The sequence below is a fragment of the Emticicia soli genome (genome assembly GCF_037860775.1).
GTDB lineage: Bacteria > Bacteroidota > Bacteroidia > Cytophagales > Spirosomataceae > Emticicia > Emticicia soli.
Genome location: NZ_JBBEWC010000007.1, coordinates 87577 through 103698 on the forward strand (window position 1 = coordinate 87577; position 16122 = coordinate 103698).

Annotated in this window: 12 protein-coding genes; 9 read left to right on the plus strand and 3 right to left on the minus strand. The window is 38.7% G+C overall.

What is annotated here, in order from left to right; all coding sequences use genetic code 11:
• Positions 1–22 precede the first annotated feature (22 nt).
• Complete coding sequence (locus WAE64_RS12410) at positions 23–874, minus strand: helix-turn-helix transcriptional regulator (RefSeq protein WP_340236893.1); 852 nt, start codon at positions 872–874, stop codon at positions 23–25.
• A gap of 174 nt (positions 875–1048) precedes the next feature.
• Between WAE64_RS12410 and WAE64_RS12415 the strand changes: the two genes are divergently transcribed.
• Both WAE64_RS12415 and WAE64_RS12420 read left to right on the plus strand, forming a co-directional pair.
• Positions 1049–2059 carry a phytanoyl-CoA dioxygenase family protein gene (locus WAE64_RS12415; RefSeq protein ID WP_379977046.1) on the plus strand — a complete coding sequence of 337 codons (1011 nt, stop codon included), beginning with the start codon at positions 1049–1051 and terminating at the stop codon, positions 2057–2059.
• 2 nt (positions 2060–2061) lie between these two features.
• Positions 2062–2883, plus strand: a complete 822-nt coding sequence (locus tag WAE64_RS12420; RefSeq protein WP_340236894.1) for an aldo/keto reductase — start codon at positions 2062–2064, stop codon at positions 2881–2883.
• 34 nt (positions 2884–2917) lie between these two features.
• On the opposite strand, the gene WAE64_RS12425 is transcribed toward WAE64_RS12420, so the two are convergent.
• On the minus strand, positions 2918–5365 hold the full coding sequence (locus tag WAE64_RS12425; RefSeq protein WP_340236896.1) for an outer membrane beta-barrel protein: 2448 nt from the start codon (positions 5363–5365) through the stop codon (positions 2918–2920).
• A gap of 230 nt (positions 5366–5595) precedes the next feature.
• Here WAE64_RS12425 and WAE64_RS12430 point away from each other — a divergent pair, with 230 nt between their 5' ends.
• The 3 genes from WAE64_RS12430 (at position 5596) to WAE64_RS12440 (ending at position 8337) form a co-directional block, all read left to right on the plus strand.
• Complete coding sequence (locus tag WAE64_RS12430) at positions 5596–6639, plus strand: sensor histidine kinase (RefSeq protein ID WP_340236898.1); 1044 nt, start codon at positions 5596–5598, stop codon at positions 6637–6639.
• 1 nt (position 6640) lies between these two features.
• Positions 6641–7351 (plus strand): LytR/AlgR family response regulator transcription factor, encoded by a 711-nt coding sequence (locus WAE64_RS12435; protein ID WP_340236900.1) that lies wholly within the window; start codon positions 6641–6643, stop codon positions 7349–7351.
• Positions 7352–7515: 164 nt separating this feature from the next.
• Positions 7516–8337: an AraC family transcriptional regulator gene (locus WAE64_RS12440; RefSeq protein ID WP_340236902.1), complete on the plus strand. Its 822-nt coding sequence runs from the start codon at positions 7516–7518 to the stop codon at positions 8335–8337.
• On the opposite strand, the gene WAE64_RS12445 is transcribed toward WAE64_RS12440, so the two are convergent.
• Positions 8321–9508, minus strand: coding sequence for a LacI family DNA-binding transcriptional regulator (locus WAE64_RS12445; protein WP_340236904.1), 1188 nt, complete (start codon positions 9506–9508; stop codon positions 8321–8323). The genes WAE64_RS12440 and WAE64_RS12445 overlap by 17 nt on opposite strands.
• Positions 9509–9953: 445 nt before the next feature.
• Between WAE64_RS12445 and WAE64_RS12450 the strand changes: the two genes are divergently transcribed.
• From WAE64_RS12450 to WAE64_RS12465, 4 genes are read left to right on the plus strand one after another with little or no spacing between them, the layout of a single operon-like run.
• Entirely contained in the window at positions 9954–11888 is a 1935-nt protein-coding gene (locus WAE64_RS12450) for a sialate O-acetylesterase (RefSeq protein WP_340236906.1), read from the plus strand.
• Between the two features lie 25 nt (positions 11889–11913).
• Complete coding sequence (gene uxuA, locus WAE64_RS12455) at positions 11914–13113, plus strand: mannonate dehydratase (RefSeq protein WP_340236908.1); 1200 nt, start codon at positions 11914–11916, stop codon at positions 13111–13113.
• Positions 13114–13164: 51 nt separating this feature from the next.
• The gene (locus WAE64_RS12460) at positions 13165–15264 is read left to right on the plus strand and encodes an alpha-glucuronidase family glycosyl hydrolase (protein WP_340236909.1); all 2100 of its coding nucleotides are present in this window, start codon (positions 13165–13167) and stop codon (positions 15262–15264) included.
• Positions 15261–16064: an SDR family NAD(P)-dependent oxidoreductase gene (locus tag WAE64_RS12465; RefSeq protein WP_340236911.1), complete on the plus strand. Its 804-nt coding sequence runs from the start codon at positions 15261–15263 to the stop codon at positions 16062–16064. Before WAE64_RS12460 ends, WAE64_RS12465 begins: the two co-directional genes overlap by 4 nt.
• The last annotated feature ends 58 nt before the right edge of the window (positions 16065–16122 follow it).

The window sequence follows — 16122 nt, forward strand, 5'->3', positions numbered from 1 at the left end:
TGTTTATAATTTTGCCGAACTATTATTTTTCACTCAAAAACTTCTTCTTAAAACTCAATGGATTTTCTCCTGTAACTCTCTTAAAAGTGCGATTAAAGTATGATAAACTCTCAAAACCAGATTCAAAACAGGCTTCGGTTACGTTTTTATCTAGCAGCAAAAGCTTCTGTGCCTGGTTAATGCGGTAGTGATTCAGAAACTCTATAAAAGTAAGTCGGGTGATTTTCTTGAAATATCGACAAAACGCCGATTTGCTTAAATTACTCAGATTCGCTACTTCTTCTACCTCAATTTTTTGTTGGTAATTTTGGTCTATAAAGTTGTATATACGTTTAAGGCGTTCTTGCTCTTTTTTGTTATGTTGGTTTTCTACGGGCTTTGGGTGTAGCAATGTAATTTCATTGCTTTGTGCCAATACCTGAAATATGCTCAGAATCTCTAAAAACTGCTCAAAATGCCCTAGGTCTTTCAACTTTTTCAATCTTTCGCCGAGCTTTATTTTAGTTTCTTTTCCAAAAGCAATCCCATGCTTTGATTGTTCAAAGAGTCGAAATACAGCAGCTAGCTCGGGTATGTTGGCAAAGGCATTGCCTAAAAAATCTTGTCTTATCTGAACCACTACTTTTTCGCATTCGGTTTTTACGCCATAGTCAAAATTAAGATGAGGGATATATGAACCAATAAAAACCAAATCGCTACCCTCAAATCTCGAAATATGTTCACCTACATGACGAGTGCCGTTTGCATTCTCAATATAAACCAACTCAAATTCGGGGTGAAAGTGCCAATAAAAAACATCATTCAGCCTCGGATTAATTATTAGTCTGAACGAACTATCGGAATCGGGCGTAAATTCTTCAAGTCTTAGTTTCATAAATATAGCGTAAAACAGAAATCTACCTTGATTTTGTCTGTTATTTTCAATTTGTAATCAAATATAAAAACAATATGTCAATATTGTTCAAAAAATAGTAATTATTGGAGTAGAAAAACCCATGCTGAAAGTTCTAGTTTTGTATCATTATTTTAATTCAAAATATAATAAAATATGGAACTCGACCAACAAACCACGATACCTACTATGGCTCCAACCATGGCACCCACTGCACCGACACAAAACAATGCACATAAAGATATTCCGGGTAATCCATCTACTGCAACCAGCAGTGCCATTAAACTAAGCGACCGCTCAAATGGTAAGCCTTTGCGAGTGTTAATCGAAGAAGATTGGAAATTCTGGATTGAGAATGGTTATATTATAATCAAAAATGCTGTACCGAGAGAGCAAGCCCTAGCAACAGCTAATTTTATATGGGAATTTGAAGAAAAAGACCCTACAAACCGTGAGACATGGTACACCGCCCCACGTGCTGATATGCAAATGAAAGAGCTGATTGGAAGTGGTATGGTAGAGGTATATAACAATCAACATTTATGGAATAACCGCCAGATGCAGCGAGTTTATGATGCATTTGTTGACATTTGGGGCACCGAAAAACTATGGGTAACTATTGATAGAGCTAATCTTAATTTTCCGTTGCGTCCGCAAGACCAGTTCAAAGGCTTTATCCACTGGGACTATGACCCTGAAACCAAACCGCAGAATGTACAAGGTGTATTGGCTTTGGCTGACCAAACGGACGAAAACATGGGTGGTTTTCAGTGTATTCCCGAACTTTTCCGTACTTATGATACCTGGAAGCTCTCGCAACCTGCTGATAGAAATCGTTTTAAACCAGACACCACAGGTTTTGAAGATAAGTTTGTAAAAGTAAAATTAGAAGCCGGCGACCTCTTGATTTTCAACAGCAGCCAGCCACATGGCATAAGACCCAATCGCTCAGAAGACAAAGTGCGTGTGGCACAATATATATCTATGATGCCTGCCGAAGAAGACAACGAGGGGCTACGCCAATGGCGTGTTGATTCGTGGGAAAAACGTATTGCACCGGAGGGCTATGCTTTTCCGGGTGACCCTCGCAATTGGGAGCAAACAAAATATGGAGTTGCAGAGTTAAATGAATTAGGCGAAAAACTTTTAGGATTGAAAAACTGGTAAGTATGCAAAATCAACAGCTATTTACGAGCCTCAGCAATGGTGCACAAATGCCATTGTTGGGGCTTGGTGTATATGATATGTACAAAAAAGAGGCCGAACAGGCCGTATTGTGGGCATTAGAAACAGGCTACAGGCTGATTGATACGGCAAGTATGTATCGGAACGAAACTGAAATAGGTAATGCCGTAAAACAGAGTGATATTGCCCGTAAAGACTTATTCATTACTACAAAAGTAAATAATGACGACCAAGGGTACGACAAAGCCCTAAAGGCTTTTGATGTTAGCCTACAAAAGCTAAACCTCGACTACGTAGACCTGTATATGGTACATTGGCCTATTAAGTTTACCCGTAAGTTCACATGGAAGGCTCTTGAACGACTATTCCATGAAGGTAGGGTAAAGGCCATAGGCGTAGCCAATTATCTGATACCGTTTTTAGAAGAATTGAGTAAAGAGGCTACCGAGGTGCCTATGGTAAATCAGGTAGAGTTTAGCCCTTATCTGTATCAGGAAGATTTATTGAAATATTGTCAGGAGCATAAAATTCAGTTACAGGCTTATTCGCCATTGGTACGAGGGCAGCGTATGGCCGACCCAAAACTGCTAAACATTGCCGAAAAATACCAGAAAACCCCTGCGCAAATAATCTTACGTTGGGCTATTCAACTAGGTGTTTCAACGATTCCTAAATCATCGAATCTGGAGAGAATCAAAGAGAATTTTGATGTGTTCGATTTCGAAATCAGTGAGCAAGATATTGCCTATATAAATGGCTTTAACGAAAATCTTAGAATAGTAGACGACCCTATGGAATTATTGTAAATCCATAGGGTCGTTTTAAGAGAAAAATGAAGTACTATTCCACACGACCTTTTTCCGAATCAGCGGCGTTGTCGCTGTGGCGACGTTTACGAGCAAATGTTTCTTTTCCAAAATTATAATTGAAACTAATGCCAACCCGACGAGTATCCTGAATATTGTTGGTAAATGCACTTGCTTGTTTCAAACCTAGAATTCTTGTCTTCTGGATTCCGGTATGAAAAATATCTTCAATGCTTAACTTGATATTTGCTTTACCTTTCATGATTTTCTTTTGTGCGGCGGCATTGAATCTATAACGTGGCTCAATTGTTCGTTGCCACATAGTCAACCTTGATAGATAATTACCACTTAACTCGGCGCTCCAGTCGTTTTTTAATTTAAACTGAGAATAAAAACTGGCTCTTCCTCCAAAGGCAATTGTTTTTATTGCCTGCGATGCAACTACACCTTCGTTATAGAATCTGGCCAATGCCGAATTGAAATTAAATGTCCACCAGGGTTTAGGGTTCAGCGTTAGATTAGCCACCAATCCAAGTAAATAACCACTTGCCATATTACTAGGTCTTGTAATAAAAACATCGTTTACAGCCTCGGTGGCATCAAAAATATTGTCACGTAGCTGGTCGAGTTGCATATAAATATTCAAGAATCGCTTATATCTATACGAAAGTTCGGCATGGTAATTATAAGTAGGGTTCAGATACGGATTCCCTGAGCTGTACGAATACCTGTCACGATAAAAAACAAAAGGATTTAACTGCTGATAATTGGGCCTGTTGATTCTGCTTGAGAGACTAAAGTTTAGTGTATGTTTACCTGCGCTATCAAGTTTATAATTAACAAAAGCAGTCGGAAACAAACCTGTGTAACTTCGGCTGAAATACATCTGCGCCACTTCTGCATTCCCCAATTGGTTGCCCGATAATTGTGTATTTTCCAGTCGCAACCCTAATTGCGCACCTAAACGTCGCCAGTCTTTCTGGGTATTTACATAAGCGGCATTGATGTTTTCTTTATAAATAAAATGATTCGACTGGCGGTTGTCAATTACATTTACATTCTCAAACACATTGAAATACTCCGATAGATTATCATCTTTTACAAAACTTGATTTAACACCCGCTTCAAACTTAAACTTGTTTTTGAATGGATGACTATAGTCGGCTTTGGCCGTATAAATATGCTTGGTTGAAGGCAATTGATACAGAAATTCAAAATCTCTTATTAAAGTACCGTCGGACGAGTAAACAAAGTTTGGCATTTCTTGCGTACCATCGGTGTTATAATTGATATGGTTGAGGTCGGCGCTTAGTTCTCGCCCTTTCTCATTAAACTTATGCTGAAAATTGAAATTTACTCCCGATTGTACCCATTTATAATTCCCATCGGTATAGCCTTTACTTATCGAGTCAGGTGTTGAAGAAGCACCATAGGTTTCAGTAACATAATCAAGCCTAGAATTGCGTGGACGGGTGTTAATGCTCAGGTTAAAGCCGTAAACGGTTTTCTTTGAAGCTGTAAAATCCATACCCAATCTGCCCGAAATAGCATTGCTTGTATAACGGTATTTGTTTTCTACATTCACAAAAGCATTTCTATTGCCTTCACTATCAAGTAGCGTTCGGTCCGAATAATCGTTCGAGTAATTGGCATCTCTGTTAAAAGATAAATTACCAAAGATATTAACCTTTTTGTTCATGTAATTTAAATTCAATCCGTTATAACTTCTGGTTGTAACCCCCTGGTTATAGCTTAAATTAAGATTCCCGTTAAAGCCATGTATTTTGTTACGTTTTAATCTGATGTTAATAATCGAACTGCCATTGGCATCATACTTGGCCGGCGGGTTGGTCATTAATTCAAGTTTATCTAATGCACCGCCGGGCAAAGATTTTAAATAAGCGGCCAAATCCTGCCCCGACATATAGGTTGGGCGGCCTTCAATCAGCACCAAAACACCACTTTTACCATTCAGGCTTATTTCTCCGTTGTTATCAACAGTTACTCCGGGTGTTTTTTCAAGAACCTCTAATGTATTGCTGGTTGCAGCACTTACCATAGCCTCCACATTAATCACCGTTCGGTCAATTTCTTGTTCAACCAAAGGTTTTTTTGCCGAAACAGTTACCTCTTTCAAATCAATGTTTTTGGCAGGCAATAAAATAATAATGGGTAGTACTACCGTTGGGTGGGCATCGTCTAAAGTGATGCTTACGCTCTTGTATGGTTTATTACCAATAGCCGTGATAGTAAGCACATAAGAGGCATTTTGTAAGTTGGTAAACTCAAATTTACCATTGCCATTAGCTATTTTGCCTTGTATAAGTGTAGAATCTGGTAATTTTACAAGCTTAATGGTAGCACCCGGTATGGGTTCATTCTGTGTGTCTTTTACTACGCCGCTGATGCTTCTGCCTGATGGCTGGGCGAATGAAGTAATGGAGATAAAGAGAAAAATTAAAAAAGTGAAAAGTGGCTTCATTTTGTAAGTATTTAAAAGCTTGTTCAATAATTTTTTCAAAGATTGAAAGCATACTTAGTCTCTTAAAATAATTATGTTGTACTTTATCACTTGGCTGATAAAACTGCACTTTGGGCTGATAAGCGATTTAGTAAGCTCTAAACGGTTTTTTGTCAGCAATTCTTAAGATTTTGTCAGTTAAGGTTTTCTGTCTTAAAGAGTTTCAACAGATTTGTAGAAAATATTTATATATGGTACAAAGCACAGGCAATTCAAATAAAAAGGCATTCTCATTTAACAAAATTTATCTTTTGGGTTTACTACTAATGGCTATACCCGTGTTTGTTTTTGTTAATTCATATACCGATGCAGTTTTGGATAGAGACCAGGAGATAGTTGCTATACTTTTAACACTGTATTTTCTGGCAGGAATTATTATCGGGCGTTACGTAGCTATACTTTGGGTGCCCAAAAAGGGCCCAATCTCAAAAGTGCCCTTTTTTGTTCTTCCCATTATTATATTTATCTGCACTTTTGTAGTGTTTATTGTAGCACAATTTGTTTCTAAATGGGATAGGTATTTTTTGAGTATGCTGTTTTTTGGTGTACCATTTTTTATCCTGAGCTTTGCTTCGGGTATTCTTATTAAACTGGTAAGAATAAACGTACACAGGCAGTTGTACGAAGCAAAAGCAGAAGCGCAGCACAGCCAAAGCGAACTGCATTTGTTACAGTCGCAGTTAAGTCCACATTTTTTGTTTAATACGCTCAATAATCTCTATGGCTTATCTATTACTGAGCATGAGAAAATTCCACCTTTATTGCTTAAATTATCTGAATTGTTGAGGTATTCGGTTTATGAAGCCAAAGAATTATTTGTACCTTTAAATGAAGAATTGAGCTATATAAAAAACTATATCGAATTCGAGAAAATCAGAATAGGAGACAGGCTTATGCTGAAAACAGGCTTTGAAGAACTAGTGCAAAGAGATATTAAGATAGCGCCGATGCTGCTTATTGTTTTTGTAGAAAACGCCTTTAAGCATTCAAAAAATACGGCAGAGCACAGTATTCAGATTGAAATACATTTTAAAGCTTGGGGAAGTTATCTGCTGTTTTCGGTGAAAAATTCACAAGCCCAATCGAAAGAAAAAAGTACTTTAGATAAAAACAGTGGTTTTGGATTGGCCAATGTGCGTAAACGGTTAGAATTATTATACCCCAATGAGCATATTCTGGAAATAGAAAATAATGAAGATTTTTACCAGGTGAGCCTACAATTGAAAATGAAATAGTATGCAGAAAATAAATTGTCTGATAGTTGATGATGAACCCATTGCCCGTGAAATTGTAAAAACCTATTGCGGGCATTTGCCAGTATTGCAGGTGGTGGCCTCTTGCGGCAATGCACTTGAAGCAAAAACTATCTTGCAGCAGTACAAAATTGACATACTGTTTCTCGATATTAATATGCCCTTGCTCGATGGTATTGCTTTTTTGAAAACATTGCGCAACCAGCCGGAAGTAATATTTACAACAGCCTACAAAGAATACGCCATTGATGCCTTTGATTTAGCGGCCTGCGATTACCTGCTGAAGCCTTTTTCTTTGGAGCGTTTCATTATTGCTGTTGATAAGGCATTAGAGAAAATCCAGAAGCCTACCCATTTAATGTATGAAGTTGCCGAAACCAAGACCGATGATTACACATTTATAAAAGCCGAGGGCAAGATTTACAAAGTACCTTTCAACGATTTAATTTATGCCGAGGCACAAGGTAATTATACAAAGGTGGTTACAAACCAGTATATCATATTACCAACCATAACTTTTTCGGGTTTTGAAGAACTTTTACCTAAATCTCAGTTTATTCGTGTACATCGCTCATTTATTATTAATAAAGTTAAAATAACGCATATTGAGGGCAACAGAGTTTTTATGGATACTACCGAAATTCCGATTGGCAACAATTACCGTGATACTTTTCTGAGGGAATTAGGTTTTTGAGTTTCAATAAATAATTATAAAAAATATTAAAAAATCACATAATCAGTATTGTTATTCCTTACAAAAAGATAATTTTGCTTTCCCCAAAAATTTAACATTGTCTTTTTCGTAAAATGAGCAGTATTTATCATGAAATAACCCCTTTGACACCGAATGATTGTTTCATGGTTTTTGATAGACGCAAAAGTAATTTCGATTTTCCGATTCATTTTCACGAAGAATTTGAGCTGAATTTTATAGAAAATGCTAAAGGTGCTAAACGGATAATAGGCGACCATATCGAAGTCATCGACGATTTAGAACTGGTATTGGTGGGTTCTAATGTGCCTCATAGCTGGATGGGTTATGAGTCGCAAAAAAAAGATATTCACGAAATCACAATTCAGTTTCATAAAGATTTGTTTGATGAAAAGTTTCTGCAACGCAATCAACTGAGTTTTATTCGTTCTTTGTTCGAAAGGTCAGGGAGGGGAATTTTGTTTTCAGCAGAGACCATTCTGAAAATACGCCCTCGATTAATGGCTCTAGGCCAGAAAAGTGGTTTTGATTCTGTGCTTGAATTAATCTCTATTCTACACTATTTATCAATCTCTGAAAATACTCGCTTGCTCACAAGTAGCAGTTTTGTAAACGAGAATGTAAATTTCAATAGCCGACGCATAGAGCGTGCTTTTGAATATATGCGGGCAAATTATGATAAAGATATTTCGCTGGCTGATATTGCCAAAATCGTAAACATGGCCGAAGTGAGTTTCAGCCGTTTCATAAAAAAGCGTACAGGTAAAACTTTTATTGATAGCCTGAATGATATTCGTTTAGGGCATGCCACTCGTTTTCTGATTGATACAACCTACACTATTGCCGAAGTGTCGTTTAAGTGTGGTTTTAATAATTTATCTTACTTTAACCGCATATTCAAGAAGAAACACTCCTGTACTCCCAAGGAATTCAGGGAAAATTATGCAGGTACTAAAACCTATGTTTAATTGGTGTTATATCTGATGATTTATTTCTTAAAGACGATTTTCTGATAATTAATTCGCCTTTAATTACTTTTGTATAAGGTGCAAAACCATCTTTATTGATGATGTTTTCTATGAGCATGCTAGCGGCTGTTTCTCCAATCGTAAACGGAAACTGATGGAAAACCGTTAGTGATGGCTCTATTAACGACGCAATCAATTCGTCTCCAAAAGCCACTATCCCAATCTCCTCGGGAATCCTGATATTTCGTTTCTTCAGTTCCATTATCAATTCAATGCCATTAGCATAATGAATTGTAAAAATACCATCAGGTTTTTCTGGTAGATTCAGCCAGAAGTCAAGTGCTCGTATCGAATCATCCTTGCTGAAATTGCTGTAATAAATCAGGTTTTCGTCAATCTTCATACCATGTTTCTCGAGGGCGGCTCTGTATCCATCAATACGTGTATTACTTATTAGCAGGTCAGATGGCCCTGCTAAAACAGCTATGCGTTTATAACCCTGCAAAATCATGTGTTCGGTAAGCGTAAAAGCACCCAGAAAATCTTCCTGAATTACTTTAGCAGTATCAACCTCAACGCATACTCTGTCGAAATGCACAATCGGAACGCCCTTTTTTAATTGCAATTTTACGTGTTCAAAAGAATTAGTTTCTTTTGAGTGGCTTATCAGTAGCCCATCAACACGGCTTGTAACCAGTGCTTGCACATTCAATGTTTCGGTATGATGCGACTCGTTCGACTGGCAAATCATTACTCGATAGCCCGCCTCTGTTGCTACTTTTTGTATGCCTGCTACTACTCCCGCAAAAAATGGTCGCTGAATATCTGGAATTATCACGCCTATTGTGTGGGTTTCGCCTCGGTTAAGGCTTTGCGCCAGAAAGTTCGGCCGATAATCTAATTCGTTAGCAACCCGTAAAATCTCAAGTCGAGTATTCTCATTAATTTCTGTACTGCTGTTCAAGGCTCTGGAAACCGTAGAAGGCGAAACGCCCAATACTCTGGCTATGTCGACAATCGTTGTCTGGTGTGATTTCTTTACAGCCGCAGGGTTTGGTGGAGTAACAGTAAAGTAAAGATTACAGCCTTTACAATATAAGCGTTGCTTGCCTCTTATAAAACCCGAGCGCACAATATTCTCTACATTTCCACATTTTGTACAAGGTGTCATCGAAATTATATTATTTTAATATTTAAGGCTCACAAAGTACTTATAGTGCTTTGTGGTATTACATTAAGCAAAAGACAATTTGCATAGAACTTATAAATTTTACAAGTTTTATGTAAACTATCGAAAACGTTTTCGGAAACGAAACCGATAGTTTTTGTTTCCTATTTATTAAACTTAGACAGTAAAATCTTTTTTTAGTACAAAAAAATAACATAATATTCTTTCATGATTCCATTAATACTTAATAATTAAACCTAGCATTACTGAAACTACCAATGCATGAATTGCATTTTTCGCAGAATTATTTCAATGCATAGAATAGTGTGTGTCCCCAAGTTTTGAGTTAAGTTTTACATATTTAATTTTCATACGTTTGTTTTTGATAATGAAGGGTGGCGTTATTGGTCACCCACATTTTAGGTTTATAGGCGCATTTTATTTTACTATGAAGTTTCTAACGAAGTATATCTTTTTCTGTTTAATCTGTATTACCGAGCAATCGTTTGCTGAAATCAGGCTACCTCGCTTAATTAGTGATGGTATGGTGTTACAGCAAAAGACAATCCTAAAAGTATGGGGCTGGGCAAAAAAAGGAGAAAATATAGCGCTTCAGTTTAATAATAAAACCTACACCACAAGCGCAGATGCCTATGGAAAATGGATGGTTAAGTTGCCAACACCAACAGCCGGAGGCCCCTATGAAATGATTATAACGGGCGAAAATCAACTTAAAATAAAGGATATTCTTATAGGCGAGGTGTGGGTTTGCTCGGGGCAGTCGAATATGGTTTTGCCTATGGAGCGTGTGAAAGAAAAATATGCTGCACTTATTGCCAATACTAACAACCCACTTATAAGGCAATTTCTGGTGCCTATGCGTTATGATTTTAATCAATCACATGAAGATTTTGCATCTGGTCGATGGGAAGCCGCTACTCCCGAAAATATCATGCGGTTTTCGGCAACGGCTTATTTCTTTGCTAAAGATTTATTCGAAAAATATAAAGTACCCATTGGTTTAATCAATGCCAGCGTTGGAGGCACACCCGTTGAAGCATGGATAAGTGAAGAGGCCTTGAAGGCATTTCCCCATCACTTAGCATTAACCAAGCAAGTGAAAGATAGTGCTTATGTAAACCAGATTCGCCGGAAAGAGAGCGTTATCACAAGCCAATGGTACAAAAAATTGTGGAAAAATGATGAAGGTATGCAAGGTGTACAAAAGTGGTTTGAGCCTGCTTATGATGCTTCGTCATGGCAGCGTATGCAATTACCTAATTTCTGGGAAGATGAAGGACTTAAAAATACCAATGGTGTAGTCTGGTTCAGAAAAGAAATAGATGTGCCTGAGTTGATGGCAGGTAAGAAAGCAAAGTTCTTTATGGGCCGTATTGTAGACAGCGATTCCACTTATGTCAACGGCCAATTTGTTGGAACAATCGGCTATCAATATCCACCACGCCGATACGAAATTCCAGCAGGTGTTCTGAAAGCAGGTAAAAATACAATTGTGGTTCGGGTGATAAGCAATTCAGGCAAAGGTGGATTTATTAAAGACAAACCCTATTTCATCAGCACAGGCAACGATACAATAGATTTGAAAGGTGAATGGCAATATAAATTAGGTACAGCAGCAGAGCCATTGCAAGCTACTACTTTCTTTCAATACAAGCCCGTAGGGCTTTACAATGGTATGATTGCTCCGCTGATTAATTACAGCATTAAGGGGGTAATATGGTATCAAGGTGAATCTAGTACTAATAATCCGGGCGAATATCATCAGCTTTTTTCGACAATGATTAAAGATTGGCGACATAGATGGAACCAAGGTAATTTTCCTTTTTTATTTGTACAACTAGCCAACTTTATGGAACCTACCAACCAACCATCAGAAAGCCAATGGGCAGAATTGCGGGAAGCACAACTGCAAACCCTAAGCCTACCACAAACTGGTATGGCAGTAGCTATAGATTTAGGTGAGTGGAACGATATTCACCCGCTTAATAAAGAGTATGTAGGTAAAAGATTAGCCTTAGCGGCAGAGAAAATAGCTTATCAGGATAAAAATGTCGTGTTTTCTGGTCCTGTGTTCCAATCAATGAAAATTAAAAAGAATAAAGTTATAATTAGTTTCGCAAATATTGGAAGTGGACTTATAGTAAAAAATGAAGGCGAGCTAAAACATTTTGCCATTGCGGGAGCAGATAAAAAGTTTGTGTGGGCTAAGGCCAGAATTAAGAGAAATAAAGTTGAGGTGTGGAATGATGCAATCGCCGTGCCTATTGCAGTGCGTTATGCCTGGGCAGATAACCCTGATACGGCAAATTTATTTAATAAAGAAGGACTTCCGGCTTCTCCTTTCCGAACAGATAAGAATTAAAATAAAAGATAATTATTAGTATTATATGATTCATACAATGCGTTGGTTTGGGCCTAAAGACCCCGTTTCTTTAATGGATATTCGTCAGGCTGGTTGTACAGGTGTTGTTACTGCTCTGCATCAGATTCCCGTGGGTGAGGTATGGTCGGTTGAGGCGATAGAAGAACGTAAGAAACTAATTGAAGCAGGTAACGACAAATTTGTCCCTTTGCAATGGTTGGTTGTAGAAAGCCTTCCCGTGCATGAGGATATAAAGAAAGGTTTGCCTAGCAGAAACCAATTGATTGAGAACTATAAAACATCATTAAGAAATTTAGCTCAGTGTGGCATTTATACGGTTTGTTACAATTTTATGCCTGTTTTAGACTGGTCGAGAACAAATCTTACTTATGAAATGCCCGATGGTGGCAAAGCTCTGAGGTTTGTGTGGGAAGATTTTGCCCTCTTTGATTTATATATTCTGAAGCGCCCTGAAGCACCTCAGGATTATACCGAAGAAGTACAAGCAAGTGCATTAACCAAGTTAAATCATATGTCGGACGATGAAATTGCTACCCTTACAAATACTGTTCTACTAGGTTTGCCGGGTTCGGAAGAAGCTTTTAACCTGAATACTTTTCAAGGCTTGTTGAACAATTATAAGCACATTGGAGATACGGAGTTAAGAGCAAACCTTTATTATTTTATACAACAAATAGCACCGGTTGCAGAAGAGGTAGGCATTAATCTATGTATTCACCCCGATGATCCACCGAAACCATTATTGGGTTTACCGAGGGTTGTAAGTACAGAAAGCGATTTAAAGCAATTAATGGCTGCTTATGATATTACAAACAATGGCATTACATTTTGTACAGGTTCTTTGGGTATAAGGGAGGATAACGACTTGGCTGGAATGATTGAAAGGTTTGGCGACCGTATTCATTTCTTACATTTAAGAACTACCAAACGAGAAAATAATCCATTGAATTTTCATGAAGCAGCGCATCTGGACGGAGACGTGGATATGTATGAAGTGGTAAAAGCCATTGTTGCTGAAACTCGTAAAAGACAGGCAGCAGGTAGGGCAGATTGGAACATACCAATGAGACCAGACCATGGGCATCAGATATTAGACGATTTGCACAAGAAAACATATCCGGGCTATTCGGCTATTGGTCGCTTAAAAGGATTGGCGGAATTAAGAGGTCTTGAAATGGCTATCGAAAAAGCCAACAGCATTTGAGCAAATACTTATTCGCTTTATTCTCGATATTTAACCTAAAAACGAATCCTCATGTTAAATAGAATAATTATATGTTGCCTGTTAATCTCATTTAAAACATTAGCCGATGATGGTTCAAGGCTATGGCTTAAATATGATTTACTGAAAGATGCGCAACAAAGAGACAAATATGCCGCATTAACCAAATTCATTGCTGCAAACCATAATTCTCCTATTGTAGCAAGTGCAGTAAGTGAGTTGCAAATGGGCTTTCAGGGGCTGCTAGGCAAAAAAGTAAGTGCATCAGCAAGCGCAGGTTCTAGAACTGGTGGAGTTATTTTGCAAGTAAATGCCAATGCACAAAACTTGTTAGAAGATGGTTTTGCTATTAATTCTCAGAAAGGCAATATCGTAATTAGTGCTAAAACGCCATCGGGTGTTTTATATGGTGCTTTTGAATTGCTAAGAAATATACAGACCGGCAAAAGCTTGAGTAATTTGGCTATTGTAAGTAACCCAAAAGTAAAAATAAGAATGCTTAACCATTGGGATAACGCCAACGGTACAGTAGAGCGAGGCTATGCAGGTTCGTCGATGTGGAAATGGACGGAACTACCTTTTAGAATCGACCCTCGTTACATACAATATGCAAGAGCCAATGCATCTATTGGCATCAATGCTGCTTCAATCAATAATGTAAATGCTAGCTCAAGATTTCTCACTGCCGAATATCTGGAGAAAATAAAAGCTGTGGCTGATGTATTGCGTCCCTACGGCATCAGAGTATTTATTTCGGTTAATTTCAGGTCGCCACGCACATTGGGTGGTTTAAAAACATCTGACCCGCTTGATCCAGAAGTAAAGCAATGGTGGAACGATAAAACCAAGGAAATACACCAATATATTCCTGATTTTGGAGGTTTTCTTGTAAAAGCTAATTCAGAAGGCGAGCCAGGTCCACAAGATTATGGGCGTACGCATGCCGATGGTGCCAATATGCTTGCCGAAGCTATGCGTCCTTATGGGGGTATAGTTATCTGGCGTGCGTTTGTTTACAAAGCCGACCCTAACGGCGACCGTTTCAAAGAAGCTTACGACCAGTTTAAGCCGCTTGATGGTACTTTCGACCCTAAGGTAATTGTGCAGGTAAAAAATGGCCCTATTGATTTTATGCCTCGAGAGCCTTTTCACCCAATGTTCGGTGCTTTTCCGAATACTACTTTAGGTATGGAATTTCAGATAACACAAGAATACCTCGGTCAATCGACACATCTTACTTATCTGGCACCTATGTTTAAAGAGTGTCTCGATAGTGATACTTATGCCAAAGGTAAAGGCTCTACAGTAGCAAAGGTTATTGATGGTAGCCTAGAATCGCACCAGAACTCACTCATGGCTGGCGTAGCCAATACGGGCTCAGATGTAAACTGGACAGCCCACCCCTTCAATCAAGCAAACTGGTATGCCTTTGGTCGTTTAGCTTGGGATTATGACCTCACATCAGAGCATATTGCTTCAGAGTGGATAGCCATGACTTTAGCAAAAAGCAAAGCTGGGCAAGAGACAATCAAGCGTATGATGATGCAGTCTCTGCCAATTTATATAAGTTATACCTATCCACTAGGAACGGCGCACATGATGGGTGAAGGACACCACTATGGCCCAGAACCTTGGCTTGAAAAAAGTGGTCGCCCTGACTGGACATCAATTTATTATCACAGAGCCGATTCGGTAGGATTAGGCTTCGACAGAACAGGTAAAGTAAGTAATGCCTTGAGTTTGTATAGCGCCGAAGTGCAAAAGCAATGGGGTGACCCAGAACGATGTTCATTAGACTATCTGCTTTGGTTTCATCATATACCTTGGACAAAGAAACTAAGCACCGGCCGCACGTTGTGGAACGAGCTGTGTTTCAGATACTACGATGGGGTAGAACAGGTAAGAAAACTACAAACAGATTGGGAAAGCCTGAAACCAGAACTTGATAAAGAAACATTCGAAAACGTTAAAGGTAGGCTGAGAATTCAGGAAAAAGAAGCTTTATGGTGGCGTGATGCCTGTGTTTTGTATTTCATAACCTATACAAAAATGCCTATTCCTGCGCCTTTGGTGCCGCCAACACGTAGTTTAAACGAAGTTAAAAAATTAGTAGAAATATACCATTTAAGATGATTGCAGAACAACAACTGAACGGAGCAGAGGTAGCCCATCAGGAAAAAAATGTATTTTCTTTAGCTGGAAAGCTGGCTCTTATAACCGGTGGCGGAAGCGGAATAGGTTTTGATATTGCCCAATGTATGATTGCCGCTGGTGCGAACGTAATCATTACAGGTCGACGAGAACATGCATTGGCAGAATCAATAGCTGTATTGGGGAAATCGGCGCAATATGTGGTAAACGATGTAACAGAGCTTAACACGCTCGAGGGTTTGGTTGAGCAGATTGAAACCAATATCGGCCCGATAGACATTCTGGTAAATAATGCCGGAATCAACATGAAAAGACCTGCTTTAGAGGTTTCTGACGATGATTTTCAGCGGATAGTACATACCAATCTCAATGCTGTATTTTCGCTAACCCGTGCCTGCGCCAAACGAATGATTGCCCGACAAAGCGGTTCTATTCTGATGATTTCATCAATGGCTGCTTATTACGGCATCGACCGTGTGGTTGCGTATGCAGCGTCTAAATCAGGTGTTGAAGGTATGGTAAAAGTACTGGCATCTGAGTTTTCCAAATTTAATGTACGAGTTAATGCCATTGCACCGGGTTTTATAGAAACCGCTATGATGCAAACCGCTATGAATAGCGACCCCGACCGCATGAATAAGGCTTTGAGCCGCACACCAATGGGCAAATTCGGCAAGCCCGACGACATCGGGTGGGCAGCGGTTTTTCTGGCATCAGAAGCCGCCCGATATATTACAGGGGCTTCATTGCCTGTTGATGGTGGAAACTCAGTAGGATTCTAAACATTGTAAAGCCACCGGTTTTTTATCAGTTTTAAACAGTAATTATTTTATCATTATA

Bases quoted from the DNA above. Each gene is read 5' to 3' on its own strand.
- WAE64_RS12410 (WP_340236893.1), bottom strand. From the start codon at position 874: ATGAAACTAAGACTTGAAGAATTTACGCCCGATTCCGATAGTTCGTTC.
- WAE64_RS12415 (WP_379977046.1), top strand. From the start codon at position 1,049: ATGGAACTCGACCAACAAACCACGATACCTACTATGGCTCCAACCATG.
- WAE64_RS12420 (WP_340236894.1), top strand. From the start codon at position 2,062: ATGCAAAATCAACAGCTATTTACGAGCCTCAGCAATGGTGCACAAATG.
- WAE64_RS12425 (WP_340236896.1), bottom strand. From the start codon at position 5,365: ATGAAGCCACTTTTCACTTTTTTAATTTTTCTCTTTATCTCCATTACT.
- WAE64_RS12430 (WP_340236898.1), top strand. From the start codon at position 5,596: ATGGTACAAAGCACAGGCAATTCAAATAAAAAGGCATTCTCATTTAAC.
- WAE64_RS12435 (WP_340236900.1), top strand. From the start codon at position 6,641: ATGCAGAAAATAAATTGTCTGATAGTTGATGATGAACCCATTGCCCGT.
- WAE64_RS12440 (WP_340236902.1), top strand. From the start codon at position 7,516: ATGGTTTTTGATAGACGCAAAAGTAATTTCGATTTTCCGATTCATTTT.
- WAE64_RS12445 (WP_340236904.1), bottom strand. From the start codon at position 9,508: ATGACACCTTGTACAAAATGTGGAAATGTAGAGAATATTGTGCGCTCG.
- WAE64_RS12450 (WP_340236906.1), top strand. From the start codon at position 9,954: ATGAAGTTTCTAACGAAGTATATCTTTTTCTGTTTAATCTGTATTACC.
- uxuA (WP_340236908.1), top strand. From the start codon at position 11,914: ATGATTCATACAATGCGTTGGTTTGGGCCTAAAGACCCCGTTTCTTTA.
- WAE64_RS12460 (WP_340236909.1), top strand. From the start codon at position 13,165: ATGTTAAATAGAATAATTATATGTTGCCTGTTAATCTCATTTAAAACA.
- WAE64_RS12465 (WP_340236911.1), top strand. From the start codon at position 15,261: ATGATTGCAGAACAACAACTGAACGGAGCAGAGGTAGCCCATCAGGAA.